We start from the raw sequence: 20,504 nt of genomic DNA on the forward strand, positions 1-20,504 counted from the left end.
TCAAATAAAAACAACACACATAATTTAAGGAATACACATGAAAACGGTTCTTCTTTCTTTAGCTTTAGCATCTTCAGTTTTACTTTCAGGCTGTGTGGTATCTGTAGGTGGAGGGTCAGATAGTCACTATGGTGCCGATTGGGAAGATAGAGAGTTTAATAATCGCAAACACATTGCGAATCTTGAGACAGGGACAAGCTACGAAACTGTGCTGAGAAAAATGGGTGTTGCTGACTTTAACGAATTGTTCGAAAAGCAAGACGGCACTTATCGCGTACTTTACTACCGTACTCAAAAAACAATGGGCGACGGTATAACTACAAAAGACGAGTGCACCCCATTAGTTTTCAGAAACGGCAATTTGGTAGGTTGGGGTGACAGCGCCTATAGCTTGATGCACTAAACACGCTTCAATTTTAGTGACTAAATATAAAAGCAGAATTTATCTTTACTTTTAAATGTTAATAAAAAGTTAACATGTGAGGGGTTTTCGAGTAGGCTAAAGTTTGAACAGCTTGTGAGGTGGTTGGCGCAATGTTAAATGCGGCCGCATTTTTATCCACCTTGCCCATCTTATTTGAATGGGCATTTGCAACTAACAACTTTGCGTACAAGGAGCCCCTGATGAATACCGATGCGATTAATAACGCAATAGCCCCCTTGCAAGATACGGTTAAAGCTATCTACTTATCTGTTGATGACCTGAAAGTTGCTGCCTCCATTCTTTACAATGCATACGTAGACGACCCCCTTTTCATCGACATTTTTCAAGCAGAGAAAGAAGGCTATGAAAGCCGCCTTCGTTCCGCGATTCGCGAAGAACTCAACGCATTCTGGGTTGCAGAACAACCCATGATAGGTCTGTTTGATGACGACAGGCTTATCGCTGTGGCGTGTTTAACCGCACCCGATGCGGCATTTGGTTCAGGACGTTACTGGCATTGGAGATTGCGAATGCTTTTGACGGCCGGATTATTTGGTACTAAGCAAATGTTAGAAAAAGAAGAAAAAGTACGCGCCTTAGTACCCGCCGACAATTTCCATATGTTGAGCTTTATCGCAGTACATCCTGATTATCAGCACCATGGTCTTGGACATATTTTATTAGGTGCAATTGACAGCGTTGTAGAAGAAGACGCCAAAAGCGAAGGCATCGCGGTTTTTGTCACCGTGCCTTCCCATCGTCACTTCTTTAACGACGACAATTATCAAATCGTTAGTCAACTTCATTTGTCACATATAGACGGCGATATAATGTTTAGGAAAAAACAAAACTAGTATATTGCCAGGACACCTATACTGAGGTTCTAAAATGGGGTCTAATTTAATGCGTTCAGAATTGAACGCATTAAACAAAACACTGTTTACCTTTCGGACAGTACGTAATCGCGGAACTCGTGACTTTTCGGAGTTACAATTCTCGCCGGTAAAGGGCCGGTATAACTCGATTTCATAAATCTTTGTATATTATCGATATCCGCTAACGAGCCGTTGATTCGATCGATAACTTTTTGAGTGACTAAAATGACACCTTCTCGGGTAACTGTGAAGCCTTGTTGTTTTGCTATAGCGGTATCAGCAATTACGAAGTTAGGCGAGATGTTTACCCCTTTATCAACAATTACATTAGCTAACTTGGCTTCACTGCCTACATTTACCTCGGGTAGCAACACGCTTTTATCTATTATTGACCCTGTGCCAATACTAACATTTGATGACAAAACTGACTGACTCACAGAGCAACTGTTTAACTTACAGCCTGAACCCACTAATACTTGTTTAAGTTCACAGCAGGTCGAGTGGTTACCATTAGTAATTTCGGTGGGCGCCCGTGAAAAAGAGCTTCCCCAAATAGGCCACGTGGGATCGGATAGGTTTAATAAACTTGAGTTATTCAGCAAGTCCATATGAGCTTGCCAATAGCTGTCCAAGGTGCCCACATCTCGCCAATAGGGAATTTGCGCACCATTGGGGCTACGAAAGCGATGAGCGAAAACTCGATGCTGAGCAATAATTGAAGGGATGACGTCTTTGCCGAAATCATGCTCAGAGTTAAGCGAGCCAGCATCTTCGGTGAGTAATTTGAACAATACATCAGCGTTAACTACATAATTACCCATGGAAGCCAAACAATAGTCAGGAGCATCGACCAGTGCATGGGGAACGCGGGGCTTCTCATCAAATGCGGTAATTTGACTATTGCAATCAACCTTTAACACCCCCAACTGATTCACGGCTAACTCAGTAGGCACTTCGATGCATGACACTGTCATTTCAGCATTACTCTTCACATGGGTAGTTAAGAGTTTACGGTAGTCCATGTTATAGACATGATCTCCTGAAAGAATCAAAACGTATTTCGGAGCCACCGACTTAATATAACCCATGTTCTGATAGCACGCGTCTGCCGTTCCCTGATACCAGCTTTCAGACCGTTGTTGTGATGCCGCTAAAATATCCAATCGACCGCCAAAGCTGTTGTTCAACGGGCTCCAATGCTGCATCAAATGGCGAATTAAACACTGTGACTTATACTGAGTCAGCACGGCAATTTGCTTTAGACCTGAATTAACACAGTTCGATAATGGAAAATCTATAATACGACAGTGGCTCCCAAACTCTAGTACAGGCTTAGCGCGCATTTTGGTTAATTCTTTCAACCTTGAGCCCTGGCCACCGGCCAAGACTAAAACTAAGGTATCTTTCATTATCTGGTAAATATCTGTTTCAGCATTCATATCAGGCTCCGAATTCAGCCGTCCCTGGCGCTATTTGTATCTAGTCTGTTATCTCAATCTTACGCTGTAATTCCTGTGCTTTAGCCGATTTAGGAAGAAGTATCTTGAGTACTCCTTTCTTAAAATTTGCGTTAATAGCATCTTGCTCTACGCTCACAGGTAACCTGAAACTACGCTGAAAACTGCCGTAACTACGTTCCATCACGTGTATGTTGTCTTCTTTATCTTCATCGCTTTCATACTTCTTCTCCCCGCTTATAGTGAGAATGTCGTCTGACAGCGATAGTTTTATGTCCTTACTCTCTAACCCCGGTAATTCCGCAGTCAATTCATAGCTTTTTTTACGCTCAACAATATCGACCTTGGGCGTAACGAAATCTAGTTTGGTGTCTATAAGACCGGAGAACTCTTTTGAAAAGGGAAAATGACTAGAAAAATCTTGAAAGAAGTTATCAAGGGCCTTTTGTCCAAAGAAGCTAGACAAGAAGCTGTTTGATTTACTGTCACTGGAACGATTAGTTATGGGTAAATTACTCATAATAAGTCTCCTATCGCAATAATAAGTAGATTATGGTGAGCCGAACTACCTAAGCTTTGACTTATCAGCTGCTAATAGTTAACAAGATTTAATCGCTAATGATATTGATCCCAGTCAATATAAGAATAGTTTATTTTTTAATCGATAGTGGAAAAGGTATTGCAAATTTTCACCGCGCTTTAGACAAGCGTAAACGGAGCACGATTAGATATTCGCTCTTATATGCTTATAACTAATATGTCGTCTGCATTGCTATGCCATTGAGGAAAAGTACCGTCCATTAAACTTGTAGTCACAAGCTTAGCTTTCAAAGTAACTCAAGATGTAGGTAAACTTTGTTAACGCTTTCTTGGTTGTCCTCTCGTTTCCTAGCATATTTACAAAAATGCATTTTTGCCTCATTCGCTTGTAAGACATTTCCTACAAACGCTGTGAGTGATCTTACCTAAATTCTGAAAGAAAAAATTATACTAAAGTATAAAGTCTTTGATTCTATTGCATATTTTTAAAAGTAGTCGAAAGTCGTACAAAAAACTTTCTTAAATCCCTGTAATTCAATATGGCGGTAATAATTGGAAGGGATACTATGAACATGTCACAAGGAAACACGACGAGTCACGGATTGAGTAAGGAATCATCAACGGAATAAGTTAGGACAACTTAAGGATGAGACTCTCACAAGGCAGTGAGTAAAGGGAAGAGAAAGCAGATAGGATGCTGCATTAAACGGACGTTGAAAACGGATTTGATAGGGAATAAAGGAATTCAAGGACGAGAAACGTGATAGGACATCACAAACAGGACGTTGCAGGGATAAAGGGACTAAAGCTAGCAAGGAGCTAGAGGCAAGGAGCCAACGGCAGGAGAGCCATCAAGGAATTTCTAGTTTGCATGGACGAGCAAACCAAGGATGAAAGAAGGACATGCTAAAGGATTAGCAAAGCTGTAGCAGGATGTGCAGCGAAAAATGGAACGAAGGAAGGGATCGTCAGCGGAGCCTGACAAGGACAGCCTCAGGATGAGGAACACTGCATGTAGGATGTGCAGTAATTTAGGAAAAAAGGAAAGGGACCTACGCATGGAAGTGTAGCTCGCACAGGAAGGCGCGAGAGTAGATGGAAAGGGGCGTATACGGATTTTAATCGGGAAGATTTTAGTCGCAAAGGATCGCGGAGAAGGATACTCAAAATTCCAGGAAAAAGGGGAGCCGCTAGGTTCCCCTTTTTTTTGCGTTGTTTATTACCAATCCGTATGCACTTGTTATGTAAAACCTGACCTAAATGGTGAATTAGGAGCCGTTCACGCTCTTCGACATAGAAGCTTAAACCCTATGCGGCGGCACCTCTGTTCGCATAACCCTTACACCTATTAATTCAACTTCCCCAGTATATCGATCCTCACCATTACTCGAGAACTCAAAATGGAATAAGCTGTGCCAGTCAGGCTTTCCATATTTAAATGAAAATCGTGTTTTAGCTCTTGCCACACTCAACAGTTGTAAACCGTGTTTATCGCAGTATTGTTTGAGGTAAGTGTTTGTTTGCTCAGAAATGGCTCGAATGCGCCAAAACTGATAGCCAGTAAACCCAATAACCATCCACACCACTAACTCAAGTAACGTCATTTACTTTCTCGCTTGTGCAAACAATTGTTGAAATGCATTGCTGAGAATTTGAGGGTTGGCTTTGGAATGCAGGAGTGTTAGCACTTGTCTGCGTAACTTCGGGACTTGAACCAAATCTGAAAAGAACCCTGCGAATAAGGCGCCTTTATGACCCTCTTTTTCATCAACGTTTGCCGCCTGCTCTAAAAAGGCACTAAGCAGCAGTGGTTCCATTTGTTCGAAATGGCGCGCTGCAATAACGCTTAAAATATCAAGTCTCTGCGACTTTTCGCTTTTTAATAATTCGAGTAGTTTACTGTTGATGGTCGGGTGGAAACTACCTTCTGACGTGCCTCTCAGCGCCGCTAAATTGATGTCGTCACTTTTATCTATCTCAATTAAATACGCCGCTAATAGATTTTCAGCTAGAGAAACGCTTTCGCTCATTTCCATCAATGTGTTAAGAAAAACCTGTGAGTAGAGTGAAATGTTGGTTTCAATTGCTTGCGTTAATCCGTCTTGTTTGGGGTGTTGGCTTAGGCTTTGTACAAAGTCGGCCACGCTTTGCATGGATATTTGCTGCCAGTCAACCAGTTGTGGGGCTTGAATGTAGGCCTCAACTTTCTGCGCCTCTTCACTTAAAGGTTGGTTTAGGGTGCGTTTAACTAGTGCGTTAAATTGAGCGAGCTGCGATTGATTGGGAACAAACGAATAAGGATTATCAGGCAGAGTTTGCGCGTTTTCAGTATCTTCAGCAACAGACTGACCTAGTGCATCAACAATAACCTCTAGAAAATGATTTCTTGCTGCGGCAACCACTAAGCCTTGCTCATCAAGCGGCAGTTTCACAAACCAAATATAGTGTTGAGTAGAGGCAGTTTTGTTCCAAAAGACGATGCCGAACCACGCGTGCTGCTGACGAGGGTAGGGCGCGTAAGCACTGCCGTTTTCTATTTCTAGAAAGGATTGACTATCGGTGGGTTCAAGGCGACGACCTAAATCAAAAACCTGATATTCAGTGCCTGCATGTAACAAAAACTCGCTGATAGAATTAATACTGTTAGCGCTCATAACTCGTTCCAAAATACTGCTTTAATCATAATTTGCCAGGCTGTCATATCTATTCAAAGGGGCACGTCGATGAGATACCGCCAACAAAGACGGACAATGGTATCACAGCAGAAGAAATTCAACGATAAGACACGCGGACTTATGTTGACCTTTAGCCCCTGATATACTGCGCGCTTCGAAATAGAAGCGTTTTTGCGGAGTTGTTGTGAGTAAAGTGAGTAGTACCTGTCACATTGCACTTGGTAGGGCATTGGAGCAGTTAGAAACTGTTATGGAACAAGAGGGTGTTTGGCCTAAGAAAATGCCTGCGGAACAAGACCTAAATAATGCTATGGAAAGTGCAGTTCCTTTTGCGGTCGACTTTTTAGCGTTTGAGAGTTGGTTGGCTTTTATTTTTATTCCAAAAATGCGCATTTTGTCGAAACAGGAAACGCCTTTACCACCCATGCAAATTACGCCTGCAGCAGAAATATATCTGTCATCGGCGCATCAGCGCACTCTGTCCCAGCTTCAAGTTATTGATAATATTGCCAATGAAGACATTGGGTGAGCAAACACAACGCACTATGCAGAACGATTTAAAAGGCCAATTAACTGTGCATTCAGATGAGCAAACAATAGGAAAGGTAGACGTTGGTGAGGAAGATAGTGTTGACGCTCTTCATTTACCTGTGTTGTACCAAGATGAACATATCATCGCGATTGAGAAGCCGCCAGGCCTACTAGTACACAGAAGCCCGATTGATAGACATGAAACGGTGTTCGCAGTACAGACACTTAGAGACCAAATAGGCCAGCACGTCTATCCTGCTCATCGTTTAGACCGACCCACTTCAGGTGTGCTGGTGTTTAGCTTTAGCTCAGAAATTGCAGCAAAGCTTGGACAGCAGATGATGGACAAGCAGGTAGTAAAAACGTATCACGCTATAGTTCGCGGTTTTGTGCATCACACAGGGTATATCGATTACGCCCTAAAATACCGATACGACAAAATAGCCGACAAGCATAAGCGCCCGCAGCAGCCGCCACAACCAGCATCAACTATGTATCAGTCAGTGGCAAAATTCGAAGTGCCTGAGCCTGTGGGCAAATACCAAAGTGCACGATATTCGCTAGTTAAGCTTTCTCCTAGTACCGGTCGTAAACATCAGCTTCGTCGGCACATGGTTCATATTCGTCACCCCATTATCGGCGATACTACCCATGGGGACGGCAAACAAAACAAATTCGCCAAGCAACACTTTAATTTTAACAATTTGGCCTTAAGTTGTACCCAAATGGGCTTTTCTCATCCTATCACTGGAAAGTGGGTAACGATTAATTCACAGATGCACGGTGAAATGCGACTATGGCTCGAAAAACTAGCGCCGTTTTGCGTTTAGGTTGATAAAATAGTAAGAATTTCCGCCTGTCGACAAAGGCGACGATCATTGGTTTAAGAGGTAAAAATGGCAACATTGAAAATTATTGCGGGTACAGTTTACGGCAATGCGCAACACGTAGCTGAGCAGGTGGAAGAGAACTTAGCTGAACAGGGCGTGGATTGCTCACTAGAAAGCGACCCGTCGGTTGCAGATTTTACTGATGCTGACGCACTTTTGATCATTACCTCTACAACAGGACAGGGCGATGTACCACCAAACCTTGAGTTTGTGTTTTCAGATCTGAAAGACGAATCGCCTATGTTAACCGGCAAGCGATTCGCGGTAGCAGCGCTAGGCGATAGCAGCTATGGCGATAGTTACTGTGGTGCGGGTAAACAGTTTCATGCGTTACTGACCGAGCTACAAGGTAACGCAGTTGCCGATATGTTAGAGGTTGACGCGATTGAAACCCTAGAGCCCGAAAAAGACGTAGTAGAGTGGGTAAATACCATTAAAGATAAGCTGTTGGCTTAAGTCTTATAAATGTTCTTATTCCGAAAAGAAAGAGGCGCATACGCGCCTCTTTTAATTTGTGAGTCTTTTAGCATGTGGCTTGGCTAATTGAACTTAACCCGAGCCATTAGCGATAAGCCAGAAATAGTGCTTATTCTACGCCGCGAAGTAGCGCGTTGATACCTACTTTCGCGCGGGTCTTCGCATCTACTTTCTTCACGATGATAGCGGCGTAAAGGCTGTATTTACCATCTGCGCTTGGCAGGTTACCCGACACTACTACTGAACCTGCTGGTACACGGCCATAGTGAACTTCACCGGTTTCGCGGTCATAAATACGAGTGCTCTGACCGATGTAAACGCCCATTGAGATAACAGAACCTTCTTCAACAATTACGCCTTCTACGATCTCAGAACGCGCGCCGATAAAGCAGTTATCTTCAATAATGGTGGGGTTAGCCTGAAGTGGTTCTAATACGCCGCCAATACCCACGCCACCTGAAAGATGAACATTCTTACCAATTTGCGCACACGAGCCTACCGTCGCCCACGTATCAACCATGGTGCCTTCGTCAACAAATGCACCAATGTTTACATAAGAAGGCATAACAACCGCGTTCTTACCTACGAATGTACCCGTACGTACCGCTGCTGGTGGAACAATACGCGCGCCGTCAGCCGCAAACTGTTCAGCAGTATAGTTTGTATACTTAAGCGGTACTTTGTCATAAAACTTACTTTCGGCGCCTTCAATCACATCGTTGTTGTGAAGACGGAAGAAAAGTAGAACAGCTTTTTTAAGCCATTGATGGACTACCCATTCGCCAGCAATTTTTTCTGCAACGCGCGCTTTACCTTTGTTCAAAAGGTCAATAGCTTGTGCTACTGCATCTCTTACTTCATCAGGTGCAGATGAAGGGCTAATGCTATCGCGATTTTCGAAGGCGTCTTCAATGATGGCTTTCAATTCATTCATGGTATTGTGATATCTTCAAGTTGGTCGAGTTTGAACAGGATACGCTTTTTAAGGTTCACCTGTTGTTCTTGGGTTAATGCTTTGCCAGCCTCATTGCTGACGATAAAAATATCTTCGGCTCGCTCGCCAATGGTGGCAATTTTCGCAAGCTTAAGCGTCATATTAGTATCAACGAATGCGTGACCAATTTTAGCTAAAATGCCCGGTGCGTCTAGGGCTTCTAACTCAATAAGCGTGGCTTCATCGTTGATATTGAAAAAGCGTACCTTAGTAGGCACGTCCAGTTGTTTCATTTGCCGTGGCAATTTACGCTTATTTTCGTGCGAACGCCCCGGCTTTTCAAGTTGGGCAGAAATAGCATTTTCAATGGACGCAATGCGAGACTCTGAGCTTATTCGACTGCCGTCATTTTCAAGAATAAGCATGCTATCGAACACATAGCCATCTCTGGTCACGGTAACGTGGGCGTCGTGAATTGAACAGTTGCGACTGTCCAGCACTGACGCGACTTGCGCAAACAATGCTTTTCTATCTTTGCCGTAAACAAACACCTCAGTGCCACCTTTCGCACTGTTATCATTTGCTTTTACTAACAGGCCATCGTGCTCTGGTGTAAGCCATTCATTCTGAGCTTTAATAATTTCATCAGTATGCCACGCGATTTGCGTAGGCTTAAAGCGAACAAAGTAATCGTCGTCCAGGCGGGCCCACAATGCATCAATAGCAACAGGCTCAATAGCGCGCTCTTGCAAAATTTGCCTTGCTTGGTGTTTGTGAGTAGTTACTCGCTCGTTCAGTGTTACCTGGCACTGTAGTCCATTATCTAATGCCTTTTGCGTCATTAAATATAATTCGCGAAGTAAAGATGCTTTCCAGTCGTTCCAAAGATTGTCATTGGTGGCACGAATATCGGCAAGGGTGAGCGTATAAAGCAAATTAAGGTGATTGTGGCTTCTTACCGCGCCAGCAAACTCACTTATAACGTCAGGGTCATAAATATCACGGCGTTGGGCTACCACTGACATCAGTAGGTGGTTTTCTACAAGCCATGCAATCATTTCAGCATCGTCGCTGGGAACATCGTGTTGCTGACAGAACTTTGCTACATCCTGGGCCCCTAGCGTGGAATGATCGCCATTTCTACCTTTGGCGATGTCGTGGAAAATAGCAGCGATATAAAGCACTTCTGGTTTATCGAGGTTTCTGCAAATTCTGCCGCAGCGCGGGAAGTCTTTATTTGCCTTTGAGAAAAAGTAGTTAACATGCTTCACTAATCGGTGAGTGTGCTCGTCCACCGTGTAGGCGTGAAACAAGTCGAACTGCATCATACCCACAATCGCATCCCATTCAGGAAGATAAGCTTGTAAAATGCCGTATTGATGCATGATGTCCCATGCAAAATCAAAGAACTCAGGCTGTTTCATTAAGCGCATGAATTTTTCGCGGCACAGCGGGCGCTCAACATAGTATTCTGCTTCAAAAGCGCGGTGAGCGTTGCGCAGCTGACGTATGCAAATCGTACTGAGGCCTTGTACTTCTGGCGTGTTGGCCACCAAATGCAGAAAGTCCAAGATTGCTTCGGGAGAAGAGAACACGGTTTCGTGTCGTGGCGATATCATATTATCGAGCAGCTCGAAATCTTCGTTTATGATCACGCTTTTCTGAACGCTTTGGTTCAGCATGTCGTACTTGAAGCGCTGAAGCAGCATTTGATTCAGTTCAGACACCCGCGCCACGGTGCGGAAAAAGTCCCGCATCATTTTTTCGACAGACGATTTACCTTCTTCACCATACCCCATCATTTTTGCAACGTCAGGTTGGTAATCAAACAGCAGTCGGTTTTCGCTTCTGCCTGCAACCAGGTGCAGTGCACAACGCATTTTCCAAAGGTGCATGCGACAAGCAATTAATTCACTGTGCTCTTGTTCTGTAAAGTAGCCGTGGCCTACTAAATTCCAGCCGTCATATTCTTTAAAATGCTTTTTGGCGACCCAGCCAATAGATTGAATATCACGCAAACACCCGGGGTTTTCTTTGATGTTAGGTTCAAGGTTATAAGCGGTACCGTTGAATTTGGCGTGGCGTTTTTTTTGCTCGTCATACTTGGCTGAGAAAAACGCTTTGCTCGACCATGAGTTTCGACCGTTAACTTCATCCCACAATTTATCAAAGGTGGCTTCACTGCCGCAAAGTAATCGGCTTTCCACTAAATTGGTCGCAATCGTAATATCGTCTTTTGCTAGCTTGACCGTTTCTTTGATAGTGCGAACTGACTGGCCAACATCTAATTTGATATCCCATAAAAGGGTGATGAACATGCCAATTTTTTCTTGTACATCGGGCTTAAGCTTCTTTTTACTAACTATGAGTAAATCGATGTCTGAATGAGGTTGCAGATGACCACGGCCGTAACCACCAACGGCGCAAAGCGATAATTCGTCGACGGTATCTAAACCATAAAGTTGCCAAAGATGACAAAGCAACGCATCGACGAACTGTGCACGACCGGTAACGAGTTGATTAACCGGCGTAGCGTCGAAGGACTCCGTTATCCAGGCATAACTGGCTTCCACGCACGATTTAATGGCGGGGATTTCATCAACAGAGCTAATTGTGTCGATATTCTTTATCAGTGATTGCAGCGTCAAAATACACCTTTGAAATAGACTTCTTTTTAGACGCTAAGAACAATAGCATGAATTGCTAGTAGTTCGCAGTAGCAAATTAATGCATAAGTTAGGTTGAATTGTGAATATTTATGGTTTTTTGTTATAGGTGTGTAGCGCAGTAAATATGAGGGGAGTGGGCACACGATGCCGAACTTTGATAGTTGGAATTTGAGCTAACGAGCCAATAAAAAAGCAGCCGCGAATTCAACGGCTGCTTTGCATAATTCGATAGAGTCAATCTTCTGAAATCATATTTTTAACGCGATTATTCGAAACGTTATCAATATTGTCGAAGTCGATTTATCCGTGAGAAATGATGCGTTCCAAGGTTTCTTCTTCGCGAAGCGTAAGAATCTCAACGCCGGTTTCAGTGACTAATAGGGTGTGCTCCCATTGGGCGCTTAAACTTCTGTCTTTAGTTACCACAGTCCATTGGTCTGGTAGCACTTTTGAGTAGCGCTTGCCTGCGTTTACCATAGGTTCGATGGTAAAGCACATGCCTGGCTCTAACACATCACCCGTCCCTGGCTTACCGTAGTGAACAATTTGTGGTTCTTCGTGGAAACTAGCGCCAATACCGTGGCCGCAGTATTCACGAACTATTGAATAGTTATGCGCTTCAGCATGGGTTTGACAAATATGACCGATATCGCCAAGACGCATGCCCGGTTTCACTTGCTCAATAGCTTTGTATAAGCATTCTTGGGTAACGCGAATTAGGCGTTCTGCAAGAATAGAAGGCTTACCTACCACAAACATTTTTGACGTATCGCCATGATAGCCATCTTTAATAACTGTCACGTCGATATTAATGATGTCGCCGTCTTTCAGTTTCTTGTCAGAAGGAATACCGTGGCAAATACAGTGGTTTACCGACGTACAGATAGACTTTGGAAAAGGCGGGTGGCCGTAGTTTAAAGGCGCAGGTACCGCTTTTTGCTCATTTACAATGTAGTCGTGGCAAATAGTATTTAGCTCATCTGTGGTAACGCCTTTCTTTACGTAAGGCCCTATCATAGTAAGCACCTCGGCTGCCAATTTACCGGCTACGCGCATTTTTTCGATTTCTTCTGGGGTTTTGATAATAGCTGTCACAGCGCCTCTCAAATCGTTTGAAACTAGTTTGATGAAGAATTTTGATTACTTACGCATTATAACACTATTCAGGTCATTCTTAGTAAGGTGATGATATTGTTGGTTTTTATCTGCTAAAGGCAGAAGTGGAAAGCGAGCTCATTAAGGGTTCTATACTTTCTTTAACCTAAATACTTCAAATTGTCGCTTTTTACCCTCAAAACTTGAGGCTTAGGTGGTATTGTGGTATAAAGCGCGCGCCCTGACGGAAAGCTCATTTTGCCACGTGCATTTGGCACCGTTTTAGAGGGTAAATTTATTTTATTAAAACACACATATACCGACACTTCGTATCGGGGTGTTCAGTTCAATTTAGGTTGGTCTGAATCGATACAAGGGGTATATGGAGGCCTAACCCCAAGAGGAAAATAAAATGGCTAATGTTTCTATGCGTGACATGCTGAAAGCAGGTGTGCATTTCGGTCACCAAACTCGTTACTGGAACCCAAAGATGAAGCCTTTCATCTTCGGCGCTCGTAACAAAGTTCATATCATCAACCTTGAAAAAACGGTTCCACTTTTCAACAACGCACTTAACTACCTTTCAGGTGTTGCGTCTAAGAAAGGTAAAATCCTTTTCGTTGGTACTAAGCGCGCAGCTGGCGAAGCAGTTAAAGATGCTGCTCTTAAGTGCGACCAGTACTACGTAAACAAGCGTTGGTTAGGTGGTATGCTGACTAACTGGAAAACAGTACGTCAGTCAATCAAGCGTCTTAAAGATCTTGAGCAGCAAAGCCAAGACGGTACGTTTGAGAAGCTAACTAAGAAAGAAGCACTTATGCTTCAGCGCGAAATGGACAAGCTTGAAAACAGCCTTGGCGGTATCAAAGACATGGGCGGTCTTCCAGACGCGATCTTTGTTATCGACGCAGATCACGAGCACATTGCTGTAACAGAAGCTCGTAACCTAGGTATTCCTGTTGTTGGTGTTGTTGATACTAACTCTAACCCAGACGGTGTTGATTACATCATCCCTGGTAACGACGATGCTATCCGCGCTATCCAACTTTACTTGGATGCTGCTGCAAACGCTATCAACTCAGGTCGCGAAAGCAACCTTGAAGTACAAGCTGAGCAAGACGACTTCGTAGAAGCAGCAGAGTAATTCTGATTGCTTACTGTCATATCTTAATAATATGGCAGTACTACAATACGAAACGTATTGAGAGGGGCGACATCGCCCCTTTTACCTAACGAATTTATATTTAATGCTGAGGAATTGAAAAATGGCAGTGACTGCAGCACTAGTTAAAGAACTGCGCGAACGTACTGGCGCAGGTATGCTGGATTGTAAAAAAGCCCTGGTTGAAACGGATGGTGACATTGAGTTAGCCATTGAAAACATGCGTAAATCAGGCCAAGCGAAAGCGGCTAAAAAAGCAGGCCGTATCGCAGCTGAAGGTGTAATCCTTACTAAGGTTGAAGCAGGTCGTGCGACTATGCTTGAACTAAACTGTGAAACTGACTTCGTAGCACGTGACGAAGGTTTCCTTAAGTTTGGTAACGAGCTACTAGAAGTAGCTGCTGCTAACAACATCAACGACATCGAAGCGCTTAACGACGCAGACATGAACGGCGTTAAAGTTAGCGAAGCGCGTGATGCACTTGTTGCTAAAATCGGCGAAAACATCTCTCCTCGTCGTGTTATCAACGTTGAAGGCGATACACTAGGCGCGTATGTACACGGCGGCCGTATTGGTGTTATCTCTATTCTTACTGGCGGTGACGAAGAGCTTGCGAAAGACGTTGCAATGCACGTTGCAGCTGCAAGCCCGCAGTTCGTTAAGCCTGAAAACGTTCCAGCAGAAGTTGTTGAGAAAGAGAAAGAAATCCAAATCGAAATCGCTATCCAGTCTGGTAAGCCAGCTGATATCGCTGAGAAAATGGTTGCAGGCCGCATGAAAAAGTTCACTGGCGAAGTGAGCTTGACTGGTCAGCCTTTCGTTAAAGATCCTTCAATCTCTGTTGCTGAGCTTCTTAAGAACAACAGCGCAGACGTAATCAACTTCGTACGTTTCGAAGTTGGTGAAGGTATCGAGAAGAAGACTGAAGACTTCGCTGCTGAAGTAGCTGCTCAAATGGCTGCTGCTAAGAAATAATTGAGTGTTTATCTTTTGCATTAAGCAATAGTTAGATAAACTACAAAGCACCTCTTAGGAGGTGCTTTTTTATAGCTGAACGTCTTTAGTGTTGCCATTGCAATGCGTAAGTGTGAAGCTAGGCGAGATTAAGTACGCGCCTGCCTGACAAACGAAAGCGCTTTGTCCTATGTTTTTTACATCAGTGGCTTGTTGAAAGACATAGGACAAAACGGGTTTACGAGGACAATTCAAACTATGAGTATCACACCAAAATCAGCATACCGACGCATTTTGTTAAAGCTTAGTGGTGAAGCCCTAATGGGGGCGGAAGGCTTTGGCATAGACCCTAAAGTGCTAGATAGAATGGCGCAAGAAATTAAAGAGCTGGTTGAACTTGGTGTTCAAGTTGGTCTTGTTATCGGTGGTGGTAACTTGTTCCGTGGCGAAGGCTTAGCAAAAGCGGGAATGAACCGCGTTGTTGGCGATCACATGGGAATGCTGGCTACCGTAATGAATGGCTTAGCCATGCGCGATGCGCTTCATCGTGCATTTGTAAATGCGCGAATGATGTCAGCAATACCGCTAAACGGTGTTTGCGATGCCTACAACTGGGCAGAAGCCATTAGCCTTCTTAAGTCAGGCCGTGTTGTTATCTTCTCTGCCGGTACAGGCAACCCTTTCTTCACCACAGACTCAGCGGCTTGTTTACGCGGTATCGAAATTGAAGCCGATGCGGTATTGAAAGCGACAAAAGTTGACGGTGTTTATAGTGATGATCCGGTGAAAAACCCAGAAGCAACGCTTTACGAAGAACTGACTTATCAAGAAGTACTAGAAAAAGAACTTAAAGTGATGGACTTGTCAGCGTTTACTTTGGCGCGCGATCACAGCTTGCCAATTCGCGTATTCAACATGAATAAGCCAGGTTGCCTGAAGCGTGTTGTGATGGGCGAAAAAGAAGGTACTGTTATTCGCCACGCTGACAACGATTAATTAAGAACAATAGGATACAAATCGTGATTGATGAAATTGAATTAGATGCGCAAGAGCGCATGGAAAAAAGCCTAGTTTCTCTTAAGGGCCAATTCAGCAAAATCCGCACAGGTCGTGCGCATCCAAGCCTTCTAGATGGCATCATGGTACCTTATTACGGCGTAGACACGCCGCTAAAGCAAGTGGCTAACGTCGTTGCAGAAGACAGTCGTACTCTAGCGTTAACTGTGTTTGATAAAAGCGCCATTCAAGCGGTAGAAAAAGCCATTATGCAGTCTGATTTGGGTTTAAACCCAATGAGTGCAGGTGGTTCAATTCGTATTCCACTTCCTCCTCTTACTGAAGAGCGTCGTAAAGACCTTATCCGCGTTGTTCGCAATGAAGCGGAAGGTGGTCGTGTCGCTATCCGTAACATCCGTCGTGACGCGAACGGTGACATCAAAGATCTTCTTAAAGAAAAAGAAATCAGTGAAGATGAGAGCCGCGCTGCTGAAGAGAACATTCAATCTATTACTAACGATTTCATTAAGAAAGTTGACAGCATGCTTGCTGACAAAGAAAAAGAACTAATGGAAGTATAAGTAAGTATTATGATTGGAAAGCGTTTAAGCGCAGCCAAATCGACAAAAGCAGAGGTGCCAGCAGAATCTGCTGGCCCGAAGCACGTTGCAATCATTATGGATGGCAATGGTCGATGGGCGCAAAAGAAAGGGAAAATTCGTACCTTTGGTCATAAAGCCGGGGTAGAGTCTGTTCGTTCTGTTGTGCGCTTTGCACGTCAAAACGGTATTGAATCACTTACGCTATTCGCGTTTTCAAGTGAGAACTGGAAACGTCCTGAGGAAGAAGTCAGTGTCTTAATGGAGCTGTTCAATCTTGTCCTCAATAGTGAAGCAAAAAGACTACACAAAAATGGTGTACGTCTACAGGTTATTGGTGATGTTGAGGCGTTTGATGCCAAGCTTGTCGAAAAAATTCGTAAAGCTGAAGACATGACCAAAGACAACAAAGATTTGGTCTTGAATATCGCCGCAAATTACGGTGGTAGATGGGACATTGTAAACGCGGCTAAGCAGCTTGCTACGCAAGTGAAAAGCGGCGAACTTGATGTGGAAAGCATCTGTGAAGACGCACTGAATGCGCACATTTCAACAGCTAACCTTCCTGAGTTAGACCTTCTTATTCGCACAGGTGGCGAACACCGTATTAGCAACTTCTTGCTGTGGCAATGTGCCTATGCAGAGTTGTACTTTACCGACGTACTATGGCCCGACTTCAACGAAGACGTGTTTCAATTGGCCGTAGACGATTTTAACGTTCGCCAACGTCGCTTCGGTTTAACCGGTGAACAGGTAGTCACAGCCGATGGTTAACACCATACAGGCAATTATCAGGCTTGCCCTGGTAACGATAGCCAAGGGCAAATTATGCTAAAACAACGAATAATAACTGCATTAATCCTCGCGCCACTGGCGCTTTACGCTATTCTTTTTCTTCCTATTTTTTGGTTTGAAATAGCCATTGCTGGTGTTGTCGGCATTGGCGCTTATGAATGGGCGAATATGTCGGGCGTATGTGAACGTCCTAAAAAGCTCATTTATATGGCAGGTGCCTTTGCCATATGTATAGCCTTGTCTCTTATTGTTGATTCCAGCACGATTTGGTATCAAGGCCAATTACATGGTTTATACCGTGCCATATTAACGGTTGCCGTATTATGGTGGATAGCGTCTTTATTTATGGTGCTAGCCTATCCCAAATATTCCAAGTTCTGGAAAGACAGTCGCAGCGTTAGAACCCTATTTGGGGCACTTACGCTTATACCCACATGGGTAGCGGTTGTTGCGCTTCGTACGAGCTTGCACGATGTTGATCCTTTCTACGGTGCTTCACTCATCTTCTATGTGCTGGGGATTGTTTGGGCTGCAGATATAGGTGCATTCTTTGTTGGCGTAAAATTCGGACGCCATAAGCTACGCCCTAACGTATCGCCAGGTAAAAGTTTAGAAGGCTTGTTAGGCGGTATTGCAGCTTCATTCGCTATTATCGCTTTTGCGGCCCTTCACTATCAGGTAGAGCCTTCGCGTATTTGGCTTCACCTTGCTATTGGCGGTATTACGGTGGCTGTTTCCGCCCTTGGCGATTTAAACGAAAGCATGCTTAAGCGTTGTGCGGGCATTAAAGACAGCGGCAAAATTCTCCCTGGGCACGGTGGTGTACTCGATAGAATCGACAGCTTAACCGCGGCATTCCCTGTTTTTGCGTTTTGCTATGTAACCTGGATGGCGTAATGCAAACAGTAACAGTGTTAGGGGCCACAGGCTCGATTGGTTGTAATACACTCGACGTAATAAACCGCCACCCAGACAAATATCGCGTATTTGCTATTACTGGCAACTCACAGCTTGAATTGCTTATGGAGCAGGCTCAAAAGTGCGCGCCGCGCTATGTGGTAATTGCAGATGACGCTCACTACAAACTAGCCTGTGAGTTAGCATCTCAGTACGGTGTTGATGCAGAGATCCTCGCTGGCGCTAAGGCGCTGGAAGAAGTATCGAGCGCGCCTGAAGTTGATGCTGTAATGGCAGCCATTGTGGGTGCAGCAGGGCTTTTACCCACACTGGCGGCAGTAAAGGCGGGTAAACGGGTTTTGCTTGCCAATAAAGAAGTGTTAGTCATGTCTGGTGCTTTATTTATCGAGGCTGCGAACCAAAGCGGCGCTGAAATTCTTCCTATTGACAGCGAACACAACGCCATATTCCAGTGCCTACCGCACGATTATGAATACGGTAACTTTGCCGCATCCGGCATTCGTAAAATTCTCTTAACGGGTTCTGGTGGTCCGTTTAGAGAAAGACCGCTTGATAGCTTCTCGTCAATTACAATCGATGAAGCCAGTACACACCCTAACTGGTCGATGGGCAGAAAAATTACAATCGATTCTGCAACTATGATGAACAAGGGGCTGGAGTTCATTGAAGCCTGTTGGTTGTTCGGTGCTGGTGCAGATGATATTGATGTGGTTATTCACCCGCAAAGTATTATTCATTCTATGGTGCAATATGTTGATGGCTCGGTGATCGCACAAATGGGTAACCCTGACATGCGTACCCCTATTGCCTATGGTTTGGCGCATCCTGAGCGAATCGAAGCGGGCGTGACGCCGCTCGACTTTTCTGACATTGGCAATTTCAGTTTTCAAACCCCTTGCTTTAAACGTTATCCGAATTTGAAGCTGGCTATTGATGCGTGTAAAGAAGGGCAATGTGCAACAACGCGAGTGAATGCGTCAAATGAAGTGGCAGTCGAGGCCTTTCTAGAAGGCAAAATTCAGTTTTGCGATATTGCTAAAGTAAATGACGCCACGCTTAATGCTCTGCCCAATGTGTCGGTGAATTCTATTCAGCAAATACTAGAGCAAGACAGCCTTGCAAGAGCAAAAGCTAACGAGATTATTCGAGGTAAATTCCAGTGCTAGCATTTTTATGGAGCCTTGGTGCATTCATTGTAGCCTTAGGTATTTTGGTTGCTGTACATGAATGGGGGCACTTTTATGTGGCTCGTAAATGCGGTGTGCAGGTAGAGCGCTTCTCAATTGGTTTTGGAAAGCCTATATGGCGTAAAACAAGTAAATCAGGCACAGAATATGTCATCGCTATGATCCCATTAGGTGGATACGTTCGCATGCTCGATGGACGCATTGATGACGTACCGCCTGAGTTAGAAGACAAAGCGTTTAACAATAAACCCGTTTTGCAGCGCATGGCGGTTATTGCTGCTGGCCCTGGCGTTAACTTTATTTTTGCGTTTTTCGCATTGTGGTTGATGTATTTAGTAGGCTTAGAAACCGTGAAACCTGTGGTTAAAAGCGTTGAACCAGAGAGCATCGCAGCCATTGCTGGTGTACAACCTGGCGATGAAATTATCAAAGTAGGCGACAGGAATACGCCTGATTGGGAAGCGGTAAATCTGGAAATAGTTTCTAATATTGGTGCCGAAAAAGCCAATGTCACGGTTAAAAATTCGTCAAATGTTGAAAAAGAACTGACTTTTACACTGGGTTCTTGGAACTTTGACCCAGATAGTGAGTCTCCTTTAAGCAGCTTAGGGTTAACCCCTTATCGTCCAGATGCAACGTTAACCGTTGGGTTTGTAGGTGAAGGAAGCGCGGCTCAGCAAGCGGGTTTAAAACCCGGTGATGAGCTTCTTGCATTAAATGGCGCTAAGTTGTCATCGTGGGAGCGATTAGTTGACGTTATTGTTGAAAGTCCCGGCGAGAATATCTCGCTTGATATACAAAGGGATGGACAACAACTGACGTTAGATGCCACGATAGCGCGCCGCGATACACCACAAGGGCAAAGTGGATATCTCGGTGTAAGCCCAACATTTGAGCCTTGGCCAGAAGGGTATGTGTTTACGCATCAATATGGCATTATAGAGGCTATTGGGAAGGCGCTAGATAAAACATGGCGTCTTATGACACTCAGTGTCGAAATGATAGGTAAGCTCATCACGGGCGACGTGTCAGTGAAGAATTTGAGTGGGCCTATCTCAATTGCTCAAGGTGCGGGAACAAGTGCTGGGTATGGACTTGCGTACTTTTTGAGTTTTCTTGCCTTAATAAGCGTAAATTTAGGCATAATAAATTTATTACCCTTGCCCATGCTTGACGGTGGTCACCTCATGTTTTTTATCGTGGAGTGGATCACAGGCAAACCTGTGCCTGAAGCGGTGCAGGAATGGGGTTACAGAATAGGTGGCGTGCTTCTGTTTATGATCATGGGTATCGCAATTTTTAACGATATCGCTCGCATAACCTGA

At 44.2% G+C, this 20,504-nt stretch carries 20 protein-coding genes; 13 read left to right on the forward strand and 7 right to left on the reverse strand.

Features of this window, described 5'->3' with window-relative positions; genetic code table 11:
* Window positions 1-37 precede the first annotated feature (37 nt).
* Window positions 38-403, forward strand: coding sequence for a DUF3192 domain-containing protein (locus ACFI6J_RS00385; RefSeq protein WP_014997556.1), 366 nt, complete (start codon window positions 38-40; stop codon window positions 401-403).
* Between the two features lie 221 nt (window positions 404-624).
* A complete protein-coding gene (locus ACFI6J_RS00390) occupies window positions 625-1,278 on the forward strand; it encodes a GNAT family N-acetyltransferase (protein WP_044556927.1) in 654 nt (217 codons plus the stop codon).
* A gap of 86 nt (window positions 1,279-1,364) precedes the next feature.
* Here the strand turns inward: ACFI6J_RS00390 and glgC are convergent, their stop codons facing one another.
* From glgC to ACFI6J_RS00410, 4 genes are all read right to left on the reverse strand, one after another.
* Window positions 1,365-2,738 (reverse strand): glucose-1-phosphate adenylyltransferase, encoded by a 1,374-nt coding sequence (gene glgC / locus ACFI6J_RS00395; RefSeq protein ID WP_156086042.1) that lies wholly within the window; start codon window positions 2,736-2,738, stop codon window positions 1,365-1,367.
* Window positions 2,739-2,778: 40 nt separating this feature from the next.
* The gene (locus ACFI6J_RS00400) at window positions 2,779-3,276 is read right to left on the reverse strand and encodes an Hsp20/alpha crystallin family protein (RefSeq protein ID WP_197044392.1); all 498 of its coding nucleotides are present in this window, start codon (window positions 3,274-3,276) and stop codon (window positions 2,779-2,781) included.
* A gap of 1,321 nt (window positions 3,277-4,597) precedes the next feature.
* On the reverse strand, window positions 4,598-4,900 hold the full coding sequence (locus ACFI6J_RS00405) for a DUF3301 domain-containing protein (RefSeq protein WP_342287148.1): 303 nt from the start codon (window positions 4,898-4,900) through the stop codon (window positions 4,598-4,600).
* Entirely contained in the window at window positions 4,901-5,950 is a 1,050-nt protein-coding gene (locus ACFI6J_RS00410; RefSeq protein WP_435786978.1) for a DUF3549 family protein, read from the reverse strand.
* Window positions 5,951-6,155: 205 nt separating this feature from the next.
* On the opposite strand from ACFI6J_RS00410, the gene ACFI6J_RS00415 reads away from it, so the two are divergent.
* The 3 genes from ACFI6J_RS00415 to ACFI6J_RS00425 all read left to right on the forward strand — a co-directional run bounded on the left by ACFI6J_RS00415 (window position 6,156) and on the right by ACFI6J_RS00425 (window position 7,848).
* Entirely contained in the window at window positions 6,156-6,500 is a 345-nt protein-coding gene (locus ACFI6J_RS00415) for a YqcC family protein (protein WP_342313670.1), read from the forward strand.
* Entirely contained in the window at window positions 6,493-7,332 is an 840-nt protein-coding gene (gene truC / locus ACFI6J_RS00420) for a tRNA pseudouridine(65) synthase TruC (RefSeq protein WP_342313709.1), read from the forward strand. The genes ACFI6J_RS00415 and truC overlap by 8 nt, the downstream gene beginning before the upstream one ends.
* A gap of 66 nt (window positions 7,333-7,398) precedes the next feature.
* Window positions 7,399-7,848 carry a flavodoxin gene (locus tag ACFI6J_RS00425; protein WP_342287141.1) on the forward strand — a complete coding sequence of 150 codons (450 nt, stop codon included), beginning with the start codon at window positions 7,399-7,401 and terminating at the stop codon, window positions 7,846-7,848.
* A 130-nt stretch (window positions 7,849-7,978) separates the two neighbouring features.
* Here ACFI6J_RS00425 and dapD read toward each other — a convergent pair whose 3' ends face one another.
* From dapD to map, 3 genes are all read right to left on the reverse strand, one after another.
* Entirely contained in the window at window positions 7,979-8,803 is an 825-nt protein-coding gene (dapD, locus tag ACFI6J_RS00430) for a 2,3,4,5-tetrahydropyridine-2,6-dicarboxylate N-succinyltransferase (protein WP_239238525.1), read from the reverse strand.
* Window positions 8,800-11,451, reverse strand: coding sequence for a [protein-PII] uridylyltransferase (gene glnD, locus ACFI6J_RS00435; RefSeq protein WP_039224764.1), 2,652 nt, complete (start codon window positions 11,449-11,451; stop codon window positions 8,800-8,802). Before glnD ends, dapD begins: the two co-directional genes overlap by 4 nt.
* A 321-nt stretch (window positions 11,452-11,772) precedes the next feature.
* On the reverse strand, window positions 11,773-12,567 hold the full coding sequence (gene map, locus ACFI6J_RS00440; RefSeq protein WP_014948551.1) for a type I methionyl aminopeptidase: 795 nt from the start codon (window positions 12,565-12,567) through the stop codon (window positions 11,773-11,775).
* Window positions 12,568-12,979: 412 nt separating this feature from the next.
* Here map and rpsB point away from each other — a divergent pair, with 412 nt between their 5' ends.
* The 8 genes from rpsB to rseP all read left to right on the forward strand — a co-directional run bounded on the left by rpsB (window position 12,980) and on the right by rseP (window position 20,504).
* The gene (gene rpsB, locus ACFI6J_RS00445) at window positions 12,980-13,711 is read left to right on the forward strand and encodes a 30S ribosomal protein S2 (RefSeq protein ID WP_014948552.1); all 732 of its coding nucleotides are present in this window, start codon (window positions 12,980-12,982) and stop codon (window positions 13,709-13,711) included.
* Between the two features lie 121 nt (window positions 13,712-13,832).
* Window positions 13,833-14,705: a translation elongation factor Ts gene (gene tsf / locus ACFI6J_RS00450; RefSeq protein ID WP_014975850.1), complete on the forward strand. Its 873-nt coding sequence runs from the start codon at window positions 13,833-13,835 to the stop codon at window positions 14,703-14,705.
* 237 nt (window positions 14,706-14,942) lie between these two features.
* Window positions 14,943-15,680 (forward strand): UMP kinase, encoded by a 738-nt coding sequence (gene pyrH, locus ACFI6J_RS00455; RefSeq protein WP_014948554.1) that lies wholly within the window; start codon window positions 14,943-14,945, stop codon window positions 15,678-15,680.
* A gap of 23 nt (window positions 15,681-15,703) precedes the next feature.
* Complete coding sequence (gene frr / locus ACFI6J_RS00460) at window positions 15,704-16,261, forward strand: ribosome recycling factor (protein WP_014948555.1); 558 nt, start codon at window positions 15,704-15,706, stop codon at window positions 16,259-16,261.
* Between the two features lie 9 nt (window positions 16,262-16,270).
* Entirely contained in the window at window positions 16,271-17,053 is a 783-nt protein-coding gene (gene uppS, locus ACFI6J_RS00465; protein WP_014948556.1) for a polyprenyl diphosphate synthase, read from the forward strand.
* Between the two features lie 54 nt (window positions 17,054-17,107).
* Complete coding sequence (locus tag ACFI6J_RS00470; protein ID WP_435786977.1) at window positions 17,108-17,971, forward strand: phosphatidate cytidylyltransferase; 864 nt, start codon at window positions 17,108-17,110, stop codon at window positions 17,969-17,971.
* Complete coding sequence (gene ispC, locus ACFI6J_RS00475) at window positions 17,971-19,158, forward strand: 1-deoxy-D-xylulose-5-phosphate reductoisomerase (RefSeq protein ID WP_435786976.1); 1,188 nt, start codon at window positions 17,971-17,973, stop codon at window positions 19,156-19,158. Before ACFI6J_RS00470 ends, ispC begins: the two co-directional genes overlap by 1 nt.
* On the forward strand, window positions 19,152-20,504 hold the full coding sequence (gene rseP, locus ACFI6J_RS00480) for a sigma E protease regulator RseP (RefSeq protein ID WP_187446670.1): 1,353 nt from the start codon (window positions 19,152-19,154) through the stop codon (window positions 20,502-20,504). Before ispC ends, rseP begins: the two co-directional genes overlap by 7 nt.

It is taken from the genome of Alteromonas sp. G4i13, from assembly GCF_054960505.1.